14 protein-coding genes are annotated in these 14,748 nt (G+C 60.9%); 9 read left to right on the top strand and 5 right to left on the bottom strand.

Going from position 1 to position 14,748, the window contains the following annotated elements; genetic code table 11:
• Window positions 1-158 precede the first annotated feature (158 nt).
• From AC0Z5Z_RS01435 to AC0Z5Z_RS01415, 5 genes are all read left to right on the top strand, one after another.
• Window positions 159-1,271, top strand: coding sequence for a polyamine ABC transporter substrate-binding protein (locus AC0Z5Z_RS01435; protein ID WP_039757472.1), 1,113 nt, complete (start codon window positions 159-161; stop codon window positions 1,269-1,271).
• Window positions 1,272-1,457: 186 nt separating this feature from the next.
• The gene (locus AC0Z5Z_RS01430) at window positions 1,458-2,555 is read left to right on the top strand and encodes a polyamine ABC transporter substrate-binding protein (RefSeq protein ID WP_305381719.1); all 1,098 of its coding nucleotides are present in this window, start codon (window positions 1,458-1,460) and stop codon (window positions 2,553-2,555) included.
• A gap of 63 nt (window positions 2,556-2,618) precedes the next feature.
• Entirely contained in the window at window positions 2,619-3,761 is a 1,143-nt protein-coding gene (locus AC0Z5Z_RS01425; protein WP_016772662.1) for an ABC transporter ATP-binding protein, read from the top strand.
• A gap of 35 nt (window positions 3,762-3,796) precedes the next feature.
• On the top strand, window positions 3,797-4,678 hold the full coding sequence (locus tag AC0Z5Z_RS01420) for an ABC transporter permease subunit (RefSeq protein ID WP_177327003.1): 882 nt from the start codon (window positions 3,797-3,799) through the stop codon (window positions 4,676-4,678).
• Window positions 4,675-5,565: an ABC transporter permease subunit gene (locus AC0Z5Z_RS01415; RefSeq protein ID WP_056786237.1), complete on the top strand. Its 891-nt coding sequence runs from the start codon at window positions 4,675-4,677 to the stop codon at window positions 5,563-5,565. The genes AC0Z5Z_RS01420 and AC0Z5Z_RS01415 overlap by 4 nt, the downstream gene beginning before the upstream one ends.
• A gap of 200 nt (window positions 5,566-5,765) precedes the next feature.
• On the opposite strand, the gene AC0Z5Z_RS01410 is transcribed toward AC0Z5Z_RS01415, so the two are convergent.
• Window positions 5,766-8,177, bottom strand: coding sequence for a penicillin acylase family protein (locus AC0Z5Z_RS01410; protein ID WP_485610620.1), 2,412 nt, complete (start codon window positions 8,175-8,177; stop codon window positions 5,766-5,768).
• Window positions 8,178-8,279: 102 nt separating this feature from the next.
• Window positions 8,280-8,858, bottom strand: a complete 579-nt coding sequence (locus tag AC0Z5Z_RS01405) for a DUF6436 domain-containing protein (protein ID WP_056786241.1) — start codon at window positions 8,856-8,858, stop codon at window positions 8,280-8,282.
• A 99-nt stretch (window positions 8,859-8,957) separates the two neighbouring features.
• Between AC0Z5Z_RS01405 and bipL the strand changes: the two genes are divergently transcribed.
• Window positions 8,958-9,905 carry a phospholipase BipL gene (gene bipL / locus AC0Z5Z_RS01400; protein WP_485610619.1) on the top strand — a complete coding sequence of 316 codons (948 nt, stop codon included), beginning with the start codon at window positions 8,958-8,960 and terminating at the stop codon, window positions 9,903-9,905.
• A 104-nt stretch (window positions 9,906-10,009) separates the two neighbouring features.
• On the opposite strand, the gene AC0Z5Z_RS01395 is transcribed toward bipL, so the two are convergent.
• Window positions 10,010-10,741, bottom strand: a complete 732-nt coding sequence (locus AC0Z5Z_RS01395; protein WP_263216117.1) for a DUF2059 domain-containing protein — start codon at window positions 10,739-10,741, stop codon at window positions 10,010-10,012.
• A 108-nt stretch (window positions 10,742-10,849) separates the two neighbouring features.
• Here AC0Z5Z_RS01395 and AC0Z5Z_RS01390 point away from each other — a divergent pair, with 108 nt between their 5' ends.
• Window positions 10,850-11,482, top strand: a complete 633-nt coding sequence (locus tag AC0Z5Z_RS01390) for a 2OG-Fe(II) oxygenase (RefSeq protein WP_252868443.1) — start codon at window positions 10,850-10,852, stop codon at window positions 11,480-11,482.
• A 2-nt stretch (window positions 11,483-11,484) separates the two neighbouring features.
• Window positions 11,485-11,970 (top strand): 2-thiouracil desulfurase family protein, encoded by a 486-nt coding sequence (locus AC0Z5Z_RS01385; RefSeq protein ID WP_485610618.1) that lies wholly within the window; start codon window positions 11,485-11,487, stop codon window positions 11,968-11,970.
• Between the two features lie 224 nt (window positions 11,971-12,194).
• Here AC0Z5Z_RS01385 and AC0Z5Z_RS01380 read toward each other — a convergent pair whose 3' ends face one another.
• Window positions 12,195-12,758, bottom strand: a complete 564-nt coding sequence (locus AC0Z5Z_RS01380; RefSeq protein WP_095181303.1) for a transporter substrate-binding domain-containing protein — start codon at window positions 12,756-12,758, stop codon at window positions 12,195-12,197.
• 135 nt (window positions 12,759-12,893) lie between these two features.
• On the opposite strand from AC0Z5Z_RS01380, the gene AC0Z5Z_RS01375 reads away from it, so the two are divergent.
• Window positions 12,894-13,319 (top strand): DUF4399 domain-containing protein, encoded by a 426-nt coding sequence (locus AC0Z5Z_RS01375; protein ID WP_039757489.1) that lies wholly within the window; start codon window positions 12,894-12,896, stop codon window positions 13,317-13,319.
• Between the two features lie 102 nt (window positions 13,320-13,421).
• Here the strand turns inward: AC0Z5Z_RS01375 and serA are convergent, their stop codons facing one another.
• The gene (gene serA / locus AC0Z5Z_RS01370) at window positions 13,422-14,651 is read right to left on the bottom strand and encodes a phosphoglycerate dehydrogenase (protein ID WP_024014707.1); all 1,230 of its coding nucleotides are present in this window, start codon (window positions 14,649-14,651) and stop codon (window positions 13,422-13,424) included.
• Window positions 14,652-14,748: the final 97 nt, after the last annotated feature.

The following is a 14,748-nucleotide window of genomic DNA, read 5'->3' as shown; positions in this document are numbered from 1 at the left end:
GGCGGGGGAGCTGCGGCGCACTCGCTCAAAGCTGTCAGAAAGGCTGGTCTTTTGTTGAAAGACCGCCTCGGATCTTGCCAGACTAGCCGCGGTTCCAGTTGTCCGGGTTCGGCCGCTGAACAAAGTGGTTCAAAAAAGAAAAATTTGGAGCATGACGCATGAAGGCATTAGGTAAAAAGCTAGCTGGCAAGACTCTGCTCGCGCTGTCCATGGCGGGCATGATGGCGGGTGCGGTGCACGCGGACGACAAGGTGCTGCACGTCTACAACTGGTCCGACTACATCGCGCCGGACACCGTGGCCAACTTCGAAAAAGCCACCGGGATCAAAGTCGTCTACGACGTCTTCGACAGTAACGAAACCCTGGAAGCCAAGCTGCTGGCCGGCAAGTCCGGTTACGACATCGTGGTGCCTTCCAACAACTTCCTCGCCAAGCAGATCAAGGCCGGCGTTTACCAGGAGCTGGACAAGTCCAAGCTGCCAAACTGGAAAAACCTCGACGAAGACCTGCTCAAGGCCGTTGGCGATGCCAGCGACCAGGGCAACAAACACGCCTTCCCGTACATGTGGGGCTCGATCGGCATCGGCTACAACCCGGCCAAGGTCAAGGCTGCGCTGGGCATCGACAAGATCGATTCGTGGGACGTGGTGTTCAAGCCGGAAAACATCGAGAAGCTCAAAAGCTGCGGCGTGAGCTTCCTCGATGCGCCGACCGAAATGATTCCGGCGGCATTGCACTATCTGGGCAAGCCGACCAACAGCAAGGACAAGGCTGATCTGAAGGCCGCCGAAGACCTGTTCCTGAAGATCCGTCCTTCGGTCGCCTACTTCCACTCGTCCAAGTACATCTCGGATTTGGCCAACGGCAACATCTGCGTCGCCGTCGGTTACTCGGGTGACCTGGAGCAATCCAAGACCCGCGCCCAGGAGGCCGGTGACAAGGTCAAGCTGGCCTACACCATTCCGAAAGAAGGCGCCGGTACTTTCTACGACATGGTCGCCATTCCCAAGGATGCCGAAAACGTCGAAGCCGCCTACAAGTTCATGAACTACCTGCTGGAGCCGCAAGTGATGGCCGGCATCACCAACGCCGTGCGTTTCCCGAACGGCAACAAGGCGGCAACGCCTCTGGTGGACAAGGACATCACCAGCGACCCGAGCATCTATCCTTCGGCTGAAGTGAAGAAGCAGCTCTATGCGATCAGCGATCTGGACGCCGCCACACTGCGTCTGATCACCCGCAGCTGGACCAAGATCAAATCGGGCAAATAAGCCGGTTTGTCGCCACAACCACTGGCCGTCGTCGTCGCGACGGCGGCCAGCGGATAATTAAATGACAGAAAGTTTTGCTGGATCGGTTTTTCGAGGGTAAGTTGCGCGCCGGTTTTGTTGTCGGGCAGCCATGGCTGTCATGCAGCGCGGGGCAACTTGGGCCCAATCAATTTAGAGGACCTCCACTTGCCTGTATTTTCTTCTTTGCGCAAAGCCCTGCTGGCCGCTGCCGGCCTGACAATCGCTGTCGGAGCCCAGGCCGCCGGTACGGTGCATATTTATAACTGGTCCGATTACATCGGCGAATCGACCCTGGCCGACTTCGAGAAAGAGACCGGGATCAAACCGGTCTACGACGTTTTCGACTCCAACGAAACCCTGGAAGGCAAGCTGCTCGCCGGGCGCACCGGTTACGACGTGGTCGTGCCGTCGAACCACTTCCTTGGCAAGCAGATCAAGGCGGGCGCGTTCCAGAAGCTCGACAAGGCGCAGTTGCCGAATTATTCCAACCTCGACCCGGTGCTGCTCAAGCGCCTGGAGCAGAACGATCCCGGCAACCTCTACGCCGTACCGTATCTGTGGGGCACCAACGGCATCGGCTACAACGTCGACAAGGTCAAAGCTGTGCTGGGCATCGACAAGATCGATTCCTGGGCCGTGCTGTTCGAGCCGGAAAACATCAAGAAGCTGCACAGCTGCGGTGTCGCGTTCCTCGATTCGGCTGACGAAATGATGCCGACCATGCTCAATTACCTGGGCCTGAACGCCAACAGCACCAACACCAAGGACTACGAAAAGGCCACCGCCAAGCTGCTCGCGGTGCGTCCCTACGTGACCTATTTCCATTCGTCGAAGTACATCGGCGATCTGGCCAACGGCGACATCTGCGTGGCCATCGGTTTCTCCGGCGATATCTTCCAGGCGAAGAACCGTGCTGAGGAAGCCAAGAAGGGCGTCAACATCGCCTACTCGATCCCGAAAGAGGGCGGCGCGCTGTGGTTCGACATGCTGGCGATCCCCAAGGATTCGTCCAACGTCAAACAGGCCCACGCCTTCATCAACTATTTGCTGAAACCTGAGGTGATCGCCCAGGTCAGTGATTACGTCGGTTACGCCAACCCCAATCCGGGTTCGGACAAGCTGATGGAACAATCCATTCGCACCGATGAAGCGGTTTACCCACCGCAAGCAGTCCTCGACAAGACCTACGTGTCGACCGAGTTGCCAGCCAATATTCAGCGTTTGATGACCCGTAGCTGGACCAAGGTCAAGTCGGGCAAATAACGCACAAACTATCCAGGGTTCGTCTTGCGGGGCGAACTGCTGCTTCTGTTGGGAGTTTCGTAAATGGCAGTTGCCTCCGGCGCCTACAAGAAAGCCCTCGAGGGCGACCAGACACCGAAACAGGTGCTGGTCAAAATCGACCGGGTCACGAAGAAGTTCGACGAGACGATTGCCGTGGACGACGTGTCCCTGGAAATCAAGAAGGGCGAGATCTTTGCCCTGCTCGGCGGTTCGGGATCGGGCAAATCCACCTTGCTACGGATGCTGGCAGGCTTCGAACGGCCCACGGAAGGGCGGATTTTCCTCGACGGCGTCGACATCACCGACATGCCGCCGTACGACCGGCCGATCAACATGATGTTCCAGTCCTACGCTTTGTTCCCGCACATGACCGTGGCGCAGAACATTGCCTTCGGCTTGCAGCAGGACAAGATCCCCAAGGCCGAGATCGACGCCCGCGTGGCCGAGATGCTCAAGCTGGTGCAGATGAGCCAGTACGCCAAGCGCAAGCCGCATCAACTGTCCGGCGGCCAGCGCCAGCGTGTGGCCCTGGCCCGTTCGCTGGCCAAGCGGCCGAAGCTGTTGCTGCTCGACGAACCGATGGGCGCACTGGACAAGAAGCTGCGTTCGCAGATGCAGCTGGAACTGGTGGAAATCATCGAGCGCGTCGGTGTGACCTGCGTGATGGTGACTCACGACCAGGAAGAGGCCATGACCATGGCCGAGCGCATCGCCATCATGCACCTGGGCTGGATCGCGCAGATCGGTAGCCCGATCGATATCTACGAAACCCCGACCAGCCGTCTGGTCTGCGAATTCATCGGCAACGTCAACATCTTCGAAGGCGAAGTGATCGACGACGCCGAAGGCCACGCGACCATCACCTGCAAGGACCTCGACCGGCAGATCTACGTCGGCCACGGCATCAGTACCTCGGTGCAGGACAAGTCGGTCACCTACGCGATTCGCCCGGAAAAACTGCTGGTCACCGCCGACATGCCGACCTGCGAGTACAACTGGTCGAGCGGCAAGGTCCACGACATCGCTTATCTGGGCGGGCACTCGGTGTTCTACGTCGAATTGCCGAGCGGCAAACTGGTGCAGTCGTTCGTCGCCAACGCCGAACGTCGCGGCGCGCGTCCGACCTGGGGCGATCAGGTCTACGTGTGGTGGGAAGACGATAGCGGCGTGGTACTTCGCTCATGAACATGCGCAAATTCAAACGCCGTATAAACCGAATCATCCCCAATGGCCGGCAGCTGGTCATCGGGGTGCCGTTCATCTGGCTGTTCCTGTTCTTCATGCTGCCGTTCTTCATCGTTCTGAAGATCAGCTTCGCCGAAGCCGACGTGGCGATCCCGCCGTACACCGAGATCTACACCTACGCCGAGCAGAAGCTGCAACTGCTGCTGAACCTGGGCAACTACGCGTTGCTTGGCGACGACGAACTGTACATCGCCGCCTATCTCGGCTCGCTGAAAATGGCCTTTATCAGCACCGTGCTCTGCCTGCTGATCGGTTACCCGATGGCCTACGCCATCGCCAGCGCGCGCAAGGAGCTGCAAACGGTGCTGGTGCTGCTGATCATGATGCCGACCTGGACCGCGATCCTGATCCGCGTGTACGCGTGGATGGGCATCCTCAGCAACAACGGCCTGCTCAACGGCTTCCTGATGAGCATGGGCCTGATCGACGAGCCGCTGCAGATCCTCAACACCAACCTGGCGGTGTACATCGGGATTGTCTATTCGTACCTGCCGTTCATGATCCTGCCGCTGTACGCCAACTTGGTGAAGCATGATCAGAGTCTGCTGGAAGCCGCGTCGGATCTGGGTTCGAGCACCTTCAACAGCTTCTGGAAAATCACCATTCCGCTGTCCAAGAACGGCATCATTGCCGGCTGCATGCTGGTGTTCATTCCGGTGGTCGGCGAGTTCGTGATCCCGGAACTGCTCGGCGGCCCGGAAACCCTGATGATCGGTAAGGTGCTGTGGCAAGAATTCTTCAACAACCGCGACTGGCCGGTGGCGTCCGCGCTGGCGGTGGTGATGCTGGCGATCCTGATTGTGCCGATCATTCTGTTCAACCGCAGTCAGGCCAAGGAAATGGAGGGTAAAGAATGAAGCGCTTCCGTTTCTCCAGCCTGATGCTGGTACTGGGTCTGATCTTCATCTATCTGCCGATGCTGATTCTGGTGATCTACTCGTTCAACGCCTCGAAACTGGTGACGGTGTGGGGCGGCTGGTCGATCAAGTGGTATGTCGGCCTGCTCGACAACTCGCAACTGATGGGCTCGGTGCTGCGCTCGCTGGAAATCGCCTGTTACACCGCCGTGGCGGCGGTGGCACTGGGTACCCTGGCAGCGTTCGTGCTGACCCGTATCACGCGCTTCAAGGGCCGTACGCTGTTCGGTGGCCTGGTGACTGCGCCGTTGGTGATGCCGGAAGTGATCACCGGTCTGTCGCTGTTGCTGCTGTTCGTGGCCATGGCCCAAATGATCGGCTGGCCGCAGGAGCGCGGCATCGTCACCATCTGGATCGCCCACACCACGTTCTGCGCCGCGTATGTGGCGGTGGTGGTGTCAGCGCGCTTGCGTGAGCTGGACCTGTCGATCGAAGAGGCGGCGATGGACTTGGGCGCGCGGCCGTGGAAGGTGTTCTTCCTGATCACCATCCCGATGATCGCGCCGTCGCTGGCGGCGGGCGGGATGATGTCGTTCGCGCTGTCGCTGGATGACCTGGTGCTGGCGAGCTTCGTTTCCGGCCCGGGTTCGACGACGCTGCCGATGGAAGTGTTCTCGGCCGTGCGCCTGGGCGTGAAGCCGGAGATCAACGCCGTGGCCAGTCTGATTCTGCTGGCGGTGTCGCTGGTGACCTTCCTCGTCTGGTTCTTCAGCCGCCGCGCCGAAGAAGCACGCAAGAAAGCCATCCAGCAAGCCATCGAAGAAAGCGCCGCCGATTCGTGGAAACAACCGGACGCACGCCGCGCGCCAGCGCCGGAAGCGGCCTAAGCAATATCAGGTTGGCCTCAACCCTGCGGCCAACCCGGTTGTAAATGTGGGAGCGAGCCTGCTCGCGAAGACGGAGTGTCAGTCGACTCCGATGCCGGCTGACACAGCGCTTTCGCGAGCAGGCTCGCTCCCACATTTGGAATGCAATCTCCTGTGGGAGCGAGCTTGCTCGCGAAAGGGCCGGTCGAGACGGCATCAATCTATTGCGCAGCCCGCGCAGGCAACAGCTTCAACGTACTGCGCGTATTCGCCAGCACCTCTTCCTCGCTGAAATGCGCCTGCACATAAATCCCCTCCACATACGCCTCGGCCTGGTCGTCATAGTGACTGTCCAGCGGCACGCCACTCTGGCCGACCGGATTGATCGTCAGGCCATGTACCGGATCGGCGAAGTCCACCAGGCGTCGGGTCGACGGTCCATAGGTCACCGGCCATGGCGCCGGGCCGATCTTCGCCGAGAGGTTGTTTGGCACTTCGTGGCTGCCTGGCGCCGCGAACGGGCCGACGTTGAACAGGCGATCCAGCGGCTTCTGCTGCCCCAGCGGATGGCCGTGAGTCAGGGTGTGCGCCGCGCCCCACTGCCAACCGGCCACGTTATCGCCGAGGGTCAGTTTCAGATGCGCCATGCTTGCCGCCCACGCCGTGCGCACGACATCGGCGCGGGTTTCTCTGGCCGGCGTGCTGCGATTGTCCCACCACGGTGAGTCCGCCTTGGCCGCCAGGCGTGGCAGCGCGGAGTCGATCACCCGCGTCGACAGCAGTGTTTCGAAGAAGTCGTTGCCCAACTCATCGCGCATCGCCGCATCGGCAAGGTCGTAGAGGAATTGGTTGAACAGCGTCGCGCTGACGGAATTCAGCGGATAGTCGCCGGGCCATTGCGCCAATTGCTCGACCAGTTTCAGCTGCGCCGGATCACTCACCACCTCACGCAACACCGGCAACAGCGGCGCCAACAGACGCGGGCCGTAACCGGTCGCGGTGCCCAGTTGCAGTTGCTGGTTGGCCTCGTTGCTCCACTTCACCCGGTTGTCGCTGAGCTGACGGTCAAGCTGCTGACCGCGATCGGCAAGGTTGTAGTAACCGGGGATCTCCATGCCGGTCGGCGACACGGGCTGGAAGTTGGCCGAGACGATATAGCCGCGCGCCGGGTTTTCTTCCTGCGGGTTGGCGCTGAACGGGTAGTAGCCGTCCTTGTCCGCTTCGGGCGTGCTGCCGTCGAGGATGAAGCCCGGTTGCACCCCGGCCGGACGTTTGGGCAGCAAGGCCGAGGCCCACCAGGCGATATCGCCTTTGGCGTTGGCGTACACCAGATTCAGGCCCGGCGCCTGCACCTTGGCCGCTGCCGCGCGGGCCTTGGCCAAGGTGTCGGCGCGGTTGAGCTGGTAGAAGCCGTCGAGGATCGGGTTAGGTGTTTCGAGGAAGGCCCACCACATCGCGATCGGGGTCTTGCCGGCGGCGCTGCCAAGAGCATCGTTGACGATTGGCCCGTGCGGGGACTGGCGCAAGGTGAGAGTCACCGGCGCCTGACCCTTTACATTGATCTGTTGTTCGCTGACGAGCATCTCGGTCCACTGGCCGCGATACCAGACCTGATTGGGATTGTCCGGGTTGACCTTCTCGGCGATCAGATCGAGGTCATCGTTCTGGAACATGGTCAGGCTCCAGCCGAAATCGAGGTTGTGTCCCAGAAACGCGAACGGCACCAGTGCCTGATGATGGCCGTACAACTCGAAACCCGGCGCCGACAACTGCGCCTCGTACCATACCGACGGCACCGAGAAACGGATATGCGGATCGCCGGCCAGCAATGGCTTGCCACTCTGACTGCGGCTGCCGGCAATCACCCAGGCGTTGCTGCCCTCGAACTGCGGCAGGCCGTTGTCGAGCAGCGCCTGTTCGCTGAGGCGGGCGAGGGCGGTGAGGTCCTGCCAGTCGCCGGCGGCGAGGGCCGGTGCGTGCCGGGTGTGATCGGTGGCCAGAACGCCTTTGGCCTGCCAGTCGAGATCGAAGACATTGAGGTAATCGGCGCCGAGCTGATCGCGCACGTAGGTCAGCAGCGGCTCGGTGCGAAACGCAGCAGCAAAGCTGTAGGCCATGTAGCCGGCGACGCTGATGCTGTCTTCGGCAGTGAACGGCCGCTTGGGGATGCCCAGCACGTCGAACTCGATCGGCGCGGCGTGGGCGTCCTGATATTGGTTGATGCCATCCAGATAGGCTTGCAGGCCCTTCCATGCCGGCGACTGCTTGTCGAGGCTGGCGACGTAACTGGTCGCGCGCTCGCGAATGCGCAGGCTGCGAAACAGTTTGTCGGTGTCGAGCAGTTTCGGCCCTAGCACTTCGGCCAGCTCGCCCCGGGCGAGGCGGCGCATGGCTTCCATCTGGAACAGACGATCCTGCGCGTGCACATAACCGAGGGCGCGATAGAGGTCGGTTTCGTTCTCGGCGCGGATATGCGGCACACCGCGCTCGTCATAGCGCACGGTCACCGAGCCTTGCAGGTTGCGCAGCTCGACCTGGCCCTGGCGCGTCGGCTGCTTGCTGTAGATATACCCGCCGGCGGCGCCGAGCAGGACAACGATGAGCAAGGCAACGACGATCAACGCACGCTTCATGGTGACTCCTTGTGCAGGCGGGAAGGCCGCCCGTCGGGCTGCAAACATTTAGCACAGAGCATCTGTGTGGTGCAGCGCTGTCCTTGAAAAGTCCGGAATGCCTTACTTCGCGTCCGCCGGCCATGGGCAATAACAACCCACCGCCAAGGTGTGAGTAGCATTGACCGGGCGATCTTCCGTCAGGGCATGCAGGATCGGTTCGATAAAGCTGTTGCTGGAGTTGCAGGTCAAGCCTTCGCTGTACGGGCCGAAGTAGGCGAGTTTGCCGCTGCGATCCCAGATCGCCACGGCAGGGCTGGCGGGGATCTGTTCGGCGCCGGGCAGGACGATGATGGTTTTCAGGCTGGCGAGGGTGGCGGGCAACTGGCCGTGGCTGCCGGGCTTTTGCACGGCGAAGAACTCCACTCCACGCGCGCCGAACTGTTCGACCATCTCGCTCAGGTGCTGTTGATTGCCGACATTGCACGGACAGGCCGGGTCCCAGAAGTGCACGAGGCGGATATTTCCCGGCCCGGCGAGGTTGTCCGGCAGGCGCAGCGGGTCACCGGAAAATACCGCCGTATGTTCGCTGAACGCGCGCAGATAGCGGCCCTGAAACCAGTCATACGCCGCCCATAGCACCCCGGCGCAGATCAGCGCGAGCAGGCTGGCGAACAGTGCGGTGCGGTAGGGCGAACGCATGGTTTTCGATCCTCGAAAGGCCGGCTAGCTTGCCATGTCTGCCTCTAGAGATGAATATCGCAGGCCGATAAAGTCCGTTTCCCGCTCTGGAATGTCCGCATGCCTGATACTTTCGACCCCGATCATTTACGCGCGAGCCTCAAGCCATTGGCCGAGTGGCAGCCGTTATCGGATGAGGCGAAGGCTTATCAGCGCTTCTACAAGACCGACTTCGCCGAGCGCGATGTCTGGCGCGGCATGGGTCGTTTCGAAGTCGATGGCTACGAGCTGGTCAGCCATTGCTGGTGGCCGGAGAAGGTCAAGGCGACGCTGTTTCTGCTCCACGGTTACTACGATCACATCGGCCTGTACCGGCATGTGATCGAGTGGGCGCTGGATCAGGATTTCGCCGTGATCGCCTGCGACTTGCCGGGCCATGGTCTGTCGAGCGGGCCACGGGCAAGCATTCGTGATTTCTCTGAATACCAGGACGTGTTGCAGGCGCTGTTCGCTGAAGCGAACTCGATCGCGCTGCCGCAGCCTTGGCATTTGTGCGGGCAAAGCACCGGTGGCGCGATTGTCGTCGATCATCTGCTCAATCATGGCGAGAACAGCCCGGCGCAGGGGCAGGTGATTCTGCTGGCGCCGTTGGTGCGACCAAGGGCGTGGGGCTGGTCGCAGCTGAGTTATAACCTGCTGCGGCCGTTTGTACGCGGTGTGGCGCGACGCTTCAGCGAGAACTCCAACGATCCGGATTTTCTGCCGTTTCTGCTGGCCGATCCGTTGCAGCCAAGACGTCTGCCGACGAAATGGGTGGGCGCGCTGTCGCGCTGGATCATCCGCGTCGAGCACGCGAAAAAAAGTCCGCGACGGCCGCTGATCATTCAGGGGCAGGCGGACATGACTGTCGACTGGCAGCACAATCTGCAGGTGTTGAAATGGAAGTTCGACCGGCCGCAGATTCTGCTGTTGGCCGAGGCACGGCATCACCTGGCCAATGAAACGGCGGAGATGCGTGAGGAGTATTTCGAATTCTTGAGCAAGCGGATCAGGGGCCGGAATCTCTAGTGCCTGGGAGGGCCTCTTCGCGAGCAGGCTCGCTCCCACAGGGGAATGCGTTACAACTGTGGGAGCGAGCCTGCTCGCGAATGCGATCTTTCAGGTAACGAACATCACTGGCCGACCGCCAACCCCGCCCGAATCGCCGCCAGTGCCGCCTGGTAGTAAGCCTTGCCCTCGGTCGACTCGGCAAATGTCGCAAACTCTTCCAGCTCTTCATCCGACAAGTCGCGATAGACATAGAGCAGCGTGTTGTTCAGATCGGCGCCGATCTGATCCATCAGCCGCTGGCGCTGACCGTTCAACATGCCCTGTGCCTGTCCGCCGCCGAGCAATCCCGGGATCATCGAACTCAAGCTGTCCGCCGCTACGCCGGCAATCGCCAGACTGACCTCGGCGCCAGCCTCACGGGCCGGCAGGGCCTGGGCGAGATGGCCGATGATCAGCAAGCGACTGTCGCTGGCCTGCATCTTCGGCAGGCCCTGGGCGTTTTTTGCCAGTTGATCGCGACGGGTTGCGAGCAATTCGGCGGCGACGATTTTCTTGCCCAGTGGCGACTGGAAGAAGGTCAGCGCCGGTTTCGGGTCGGCGAGTTTCTGCCGCAGTTGCGCTTCGGCACGCTGATCCATGGCCTGCGCGGCGAAGCGCTGATTGCTGTTGTTGACCAGCGCCTGAAATACCGCAGGCGGCAGGCTGTTCTGATAGCGCTGCTGGGCGGCGCTCAGGGCATCGTTGAAATGCGCGCGTTGTTCTGGCCAGCCGGCGACCTTGTACAACTGATCGTGGCCGTCCGCCCAGGTGGGCAATACGCAGAACATCAACAGTGAAAAAAGCAAACGGCGCATAGGGACTCCTGTCAGCAGCGGACTATTGTCCGTGCGGTGCCGGTACTTGTCGAGAATTCGTAGCAAGGCGCTGCGTGGCTCTGTCGGATTTGTTGCCGTCGGCATACTATGCGCGCCATGCCGATATCCTCTGAACACCCGCTGCTGTTACGCATTGTCGACGACCTGGCCGAACACGGCTGGTCGCAGCAGAACATCTTCCTGCCCGCCGATCTGACCCGGGCGCTGGCGGCCGAGTGCCGTAAACGTGAAGCCGAGGGTGAGCTGGCGCCGGCGGCGGTCGGACGCGGGCCGTTTTCCGAGATTCGCGAGGGTATTCGCGGCGATCACATCCAGTGGATCGACCCGGGTCAGGCCGACGCCACTGACCGCTACCTGAGCCTGATGGACAGTCTGCGCGAGGCGCTCAATCGCGGCTTGTTTCTGGGACTTGAGGATTTCGAATGCCATTTCGCCCTGTACCCGCCCGGCGCGTTCTACCTCAAGCACCTCGACCGTTTTCGCGATGATGACCGGCGCATGGTGTCGGCGGTGATCTACCTCAACGACGCCTGGCTGCCGGAGGACGGCGGACAGTTGCGCATGTACCTGGGCGATGAGCGCGTGCACGACGTGCAGCCTACCGGCGGCTGCCTGGTGGTGTTTCTCTCCGGCGAAGTGCCTCACGAAGTATTGCCGGCCCAGCGCGAACGGCTGTCGCTGACCGGCTGGTTCCGCCGCCGTGGCAACGAGCCGTTCTGAACATGGAAAAGATCCTGGTCAGCCGCTGCCTGCTGGGCCATCGCGTGCGTTATGACGGTGGCGCGAGCGGGCCGTTTGATCTGCTTGAGCAGTGGATCGAAGAAGGGCGGATAGTGCCGTTGTGTCCGGAGGTGGCCGGTGGATTGCCGACGCCGCGGGCGGCGGCGGAGATTCCTGGCGGGCAGGGCGGTGAGGTGCTGGATGGCACTGCTGCTGTGATCACTACCGATGGCGAGGATGTCAGTGCGCAATTTCTCGAGGGGGCGCGGCAAGCGCTGGAACTGGTGCAAAAGCACGGCATTCGGGTGGCGGTGCTCAAGGCCAACAGCCCCTCTTGCGGGAATCTGTTGACGTATGACGGCACGTTCAGTGGGGTCAAAGTCAGTGGCGAAGGGGTGACGGCGGCGTTGCTCAAGCGTCATGGGGTTCGGGTTTTCAGTGAACTTGAGCTGGTTGAGGCGGCGGTGACTCTGGCGGCTTTGGACTGATCCGCCATCGTTGCCCTCACCCCAGCCCTCTCCCGGGGGGAGAGGGGGCCGACCGAGGTGTCTGGCGCTGTCCATCGACCTGAAAGACCTTGGCGACCAGAGATTCGACAAAGCCATGATCAGTCGATTTCGGATTCGTTATAGCAATCCCAAGTCGGCGTACCTCTAAAGCATCCCCGGATCAGTTCCCTCTCCCTCCGGGAGAGGGTTAGGGTGAGGGGCTCTTACGGTTTCAACCACTTCTCGGACAGCGCCGCCAACCGCCCATCCGCCTTGATCCGTTCCAGCGCGCTCTTGAGGCTGGCCTGAAATGCCGGATTACCCTTCTGAAACGGGATCGCCAACTCGACCGGCGCTGCCGCTTTCGGCTTCGCTTCGGTCAACGCCTGCACCAGCACCAGCGGCCGCGGCGTCTCGTCCTTCTTTGCCAGCAACTGCCCGTCGACCTCGCCGTACGGCTCGCTGAAGTCGAAACGATCCTTGAGTTCGGGTGTCAGTGCTATGTGGTTGAGCGCGACATCGTATTTGCCGCTTTCAACGCCCTGGAGCAGGTCGCCCTCGTCGGTGACGATGAAGTCGGCGCGTACATCCAGCTCCTGGGCCAGAAGTTGCCCAAGCTCGACCTCGAACCCCGTGAGGGTGTCGCCTTCCTTGTAATTGAAGGGCGGTGTATTAGCCTCAAGGGCTATGCGCAGCTCGCCACGGTCGTTGACGTCATCAATCAGTTCGGCGTGAGCCAGCGGGCTCAGAAGGGGTAGCAGGCAGATCAGGCCAGGCAGCAAGCGCATGGTCACTCCTTTGAAATCATTATCGCGACGCTCTGATTCAGGCTCGCTTTGCTATGGTTGTCGAGTGCCTTCGACAACGAATGGTCATGAAGTTGTCATGACCGTGCGGATTTTACGGAAAAACTGGAGAAGAAAATGAAAAGCTTTATGTCTCGTGCAGCGTTGGCCGGTGTGCTGATGGGTGTTTCGGTGCTGGCCAGTGCGGCGACACCGGCGCCGAAGGATGCTGAAGTGTTCATCGTTTCTCCCGAGGACGGCGCCACCGTCTCGCAGGAATTCAAGGTCAAGTTCGGCGTCAAGAACATCGCGCTGGCCCCGGCGGGTGACACCACCAAGAACACCGGCCACCATCACCTGCTGATCGACGTCGACGACCTGCCGGCCGAAGGCGCGCCGATTCCGACTGACGCTCACCACATGCATTTCGGCAAGGCGCAGACCGAAGCCACGATCAAACTGGCCCCGGGCAAGCACACCTTGCAACTGATCCTCGGCGACAGCGGCCACATGCCGTTCGACCCATCGATCGTTTCGGAAAAAATCACGGTCAACGTGAAATAAAAAAAGGGAGCCTTTCGGGGCTCCCTTTTTTATTCAGCTTCAAGTGGCTAGCTGCAAGCGGCAAGTAAAGGCAAAGCGCTTTCACTTGCCGCTTGTAGGCTTTTAGAAAAGCACCCGACTACGGATAGTACCGTTGACGTGTTGCAGCTTCTCTTGCGCCAGCTCCGAGTATTCGGCATCGACGTCGATCACCACGTAACCGACCTTCTCGTTGGTCTGTAGGAACTGACCGGAGATGTTGATGCCGTTTTCGGCGAAGACCTTGTTGATCTCGCTCATCACACCCGGGATGTTCTCGTGGATGTGCAGCAGGCGGTGCTTGCCAGGGTGAGCCGGCAGGGCCACTTCCGGGAAGTTGACCGACGACACCGAAGTACCGTTGTCGCTGTACTTGACCAGTTTCTCCGCCACTTCCAGACCGATGTTGGCTTGCGCTTCGGCGGTCGAGCCGCCGATGTGCGGGGTCAGGATCACGTTGTCGAGGCCACGCAGCGGGCTTTCGAACTCTTCGTCGTTGGAGCGGGGCTCCACCGGGAACACGTCGATGGCCGCGCCGATCAGGTGCTTGTCCTTGATCGCGTCCGCCAGGGCGTCGAGCTCGACCACGGTGCCACGTGCAGCGTTGATCAGGATGCCGCCCTTCTTGATGGCGCGGATTTCCTTCTCGCCGATCATCCACTGAGTGGCGGCGGTTTCCGGTACGTGCAGGGTGACGATGTCGGACATGCCCAGCAGCTCGTGCAGGTTGTTGACCTGTGTGGCGTTGCCCAGCGGCAGCTTGGTCACGGTGTCATAGAAGAACACTTGCATGCCCAGACCTTCAGCCAGCACCGACAGCTGCGTGCCGATCGAGCCGTAACCGACGATGCCCAGTTTCTTGCCACGGATCTCGAACGAGTTGGCAGCGGACTTGATCCAGCCGCCACGGTGGCAGGAGGCATTTTTCTCAGGGATGCCGCGCAGCAGCAGGATCGCTTCGGCCAGTACCAGTTCCGCTACGGAACGGGTGTTGGAGTACGGCGCGTTGAACACGGCAATACCGCGCTCGCGGGCCGCACTGAGGTCAACCTGGTTCGTGCCGATGCAGAAACAGCCGACCGCGACCAGTTTCTTCGCGTGATCGAAGATCTCTTCGGTCAGTTGCGTGCGCGAGCGGATGCCGATGAAGTGAGCGTCAGCAATCTTTTCCTTGAGCTGGGCTTCCGGCAAGGAACCAGTCAGGTATTCGATGCTGGTGTAGCCCGCCGCCTTGAGGACGTCGACAGCCGATTGGTGGACGCCTTCGAGAAGAAGGAACTTGATCTTGCTCTTATCGAGAGAAGTCTTGCTCATCTGCGTAAACCTGTATCCCGGAGAAAAATGGCAGGGAGGGAGCAGCCTGGAGCTGACCCGCACGGCAACAAAGCCGTCACCGCGGATCTGGCCTTGG

It is taken from the genome of Pseudomonas sp. 1L-E-NC-VB-C3 (assembly GCF_057291535.1).
This window is presented reverse-complemented; position numbering and strand designations above follow the sequence as displayed.

What these genes read in the sequence shown, in the direction of transcription:
- AC0Z5Z_RS01435 (WP_039757472.1), top strand. Translation starts at nt 159, where the DNA reads ATGAAGGCATTAGGTAAAAAGCTAGCTGGCAAGACTCTGCTCGCGCTG.
- AC0Z5Z_RS01425 (WP_016772662.1), top strand. Translation starts at nt 2,619, where the DNA reads ATGGCAGTTGCCTCCGGCGCCTACAAGAAAGCCCTCGAGGGCGACCAG.
- AC0Z5Z_RS01415 (WP_056786237.1), top strand. Translation starts at nt 4,675, where the DNA reads ATGAAGCGCTTCCGTTTCTCCAGCCTGATGCTGGTACTGGGTCTGATC.
- AC0Z5Z_RS01410 (WP_485610620.1), bottom strand. Translation starts at nt 8,177, where the DNA reads ATGAAGCGTGCGTTGATCGTCGTTGCCTTGCTCATCGTTGTCCTGCTC.
- AC0Z5Z_RS01405 (WP_056786241.1), bottom strand. Translation starts at nt 8,858, where the DNA reads ATGCGTTCGCCCTACCGCACCGCACTGTTCGCCAGCCTGCTCGCGCTG.
- bipL (WP_485610619.1), top strand. Translation starts at nt 8,958, where the DNA reads ATGCCTGATACTTTCGACCCCGATCATTTACGCGCGAGCCTCAAGCCA.
- AC0Z5Z_RS01395 (WP_263216117.1), bottom strand. Translation starts at nt 10,741, where the DNA reads ATGCGCCGTTTGCTTTTTTCACTGTTGATGTTCTGCGTATTGCCCACC.
- AC0Z5Z_RS01390 (WP_252868443.1), top strand. Translation starts at nt 10,850, where the DNA reads ATGCGCGCCATGCCGATATCCTCTGAACACCCGCTGCTGTTACGCATT.
- AC0Z5Z_RS01385 (WP_485610618.1), top strand. Translation starts at nt 11,485, where the DNA reads ATGGAAAAGATCCTGGTCAGCCGCTGCCTGCTGGGCCATCGCGTGCGT.
- AC0Z5Z_RS01380 (WP_095181303.1), bottom strand. Translation starts at nt 12,758, where the DNA reads ATGCGCTTGCTGCCTGGCCTGATCTGCCTGCTACCCCTTCTGAGCCCG.
- AC0Z5Z_RS01375 (WP_039757489.1), top strand. Translation starts at nt 12,894, where the DNA reads ATGAAAAGCTTTATGTCTCGTGCAGCGTTGGCCGGTGTGCTGATGGGT.
- serA (WP_024014707.1), bottom strand. Translation starts at nt 14,651, where the DNA reads ATGAGCAAGACTTCTCTCGATAAGAGCAAGATCAAGTTCCTTCTTCTC.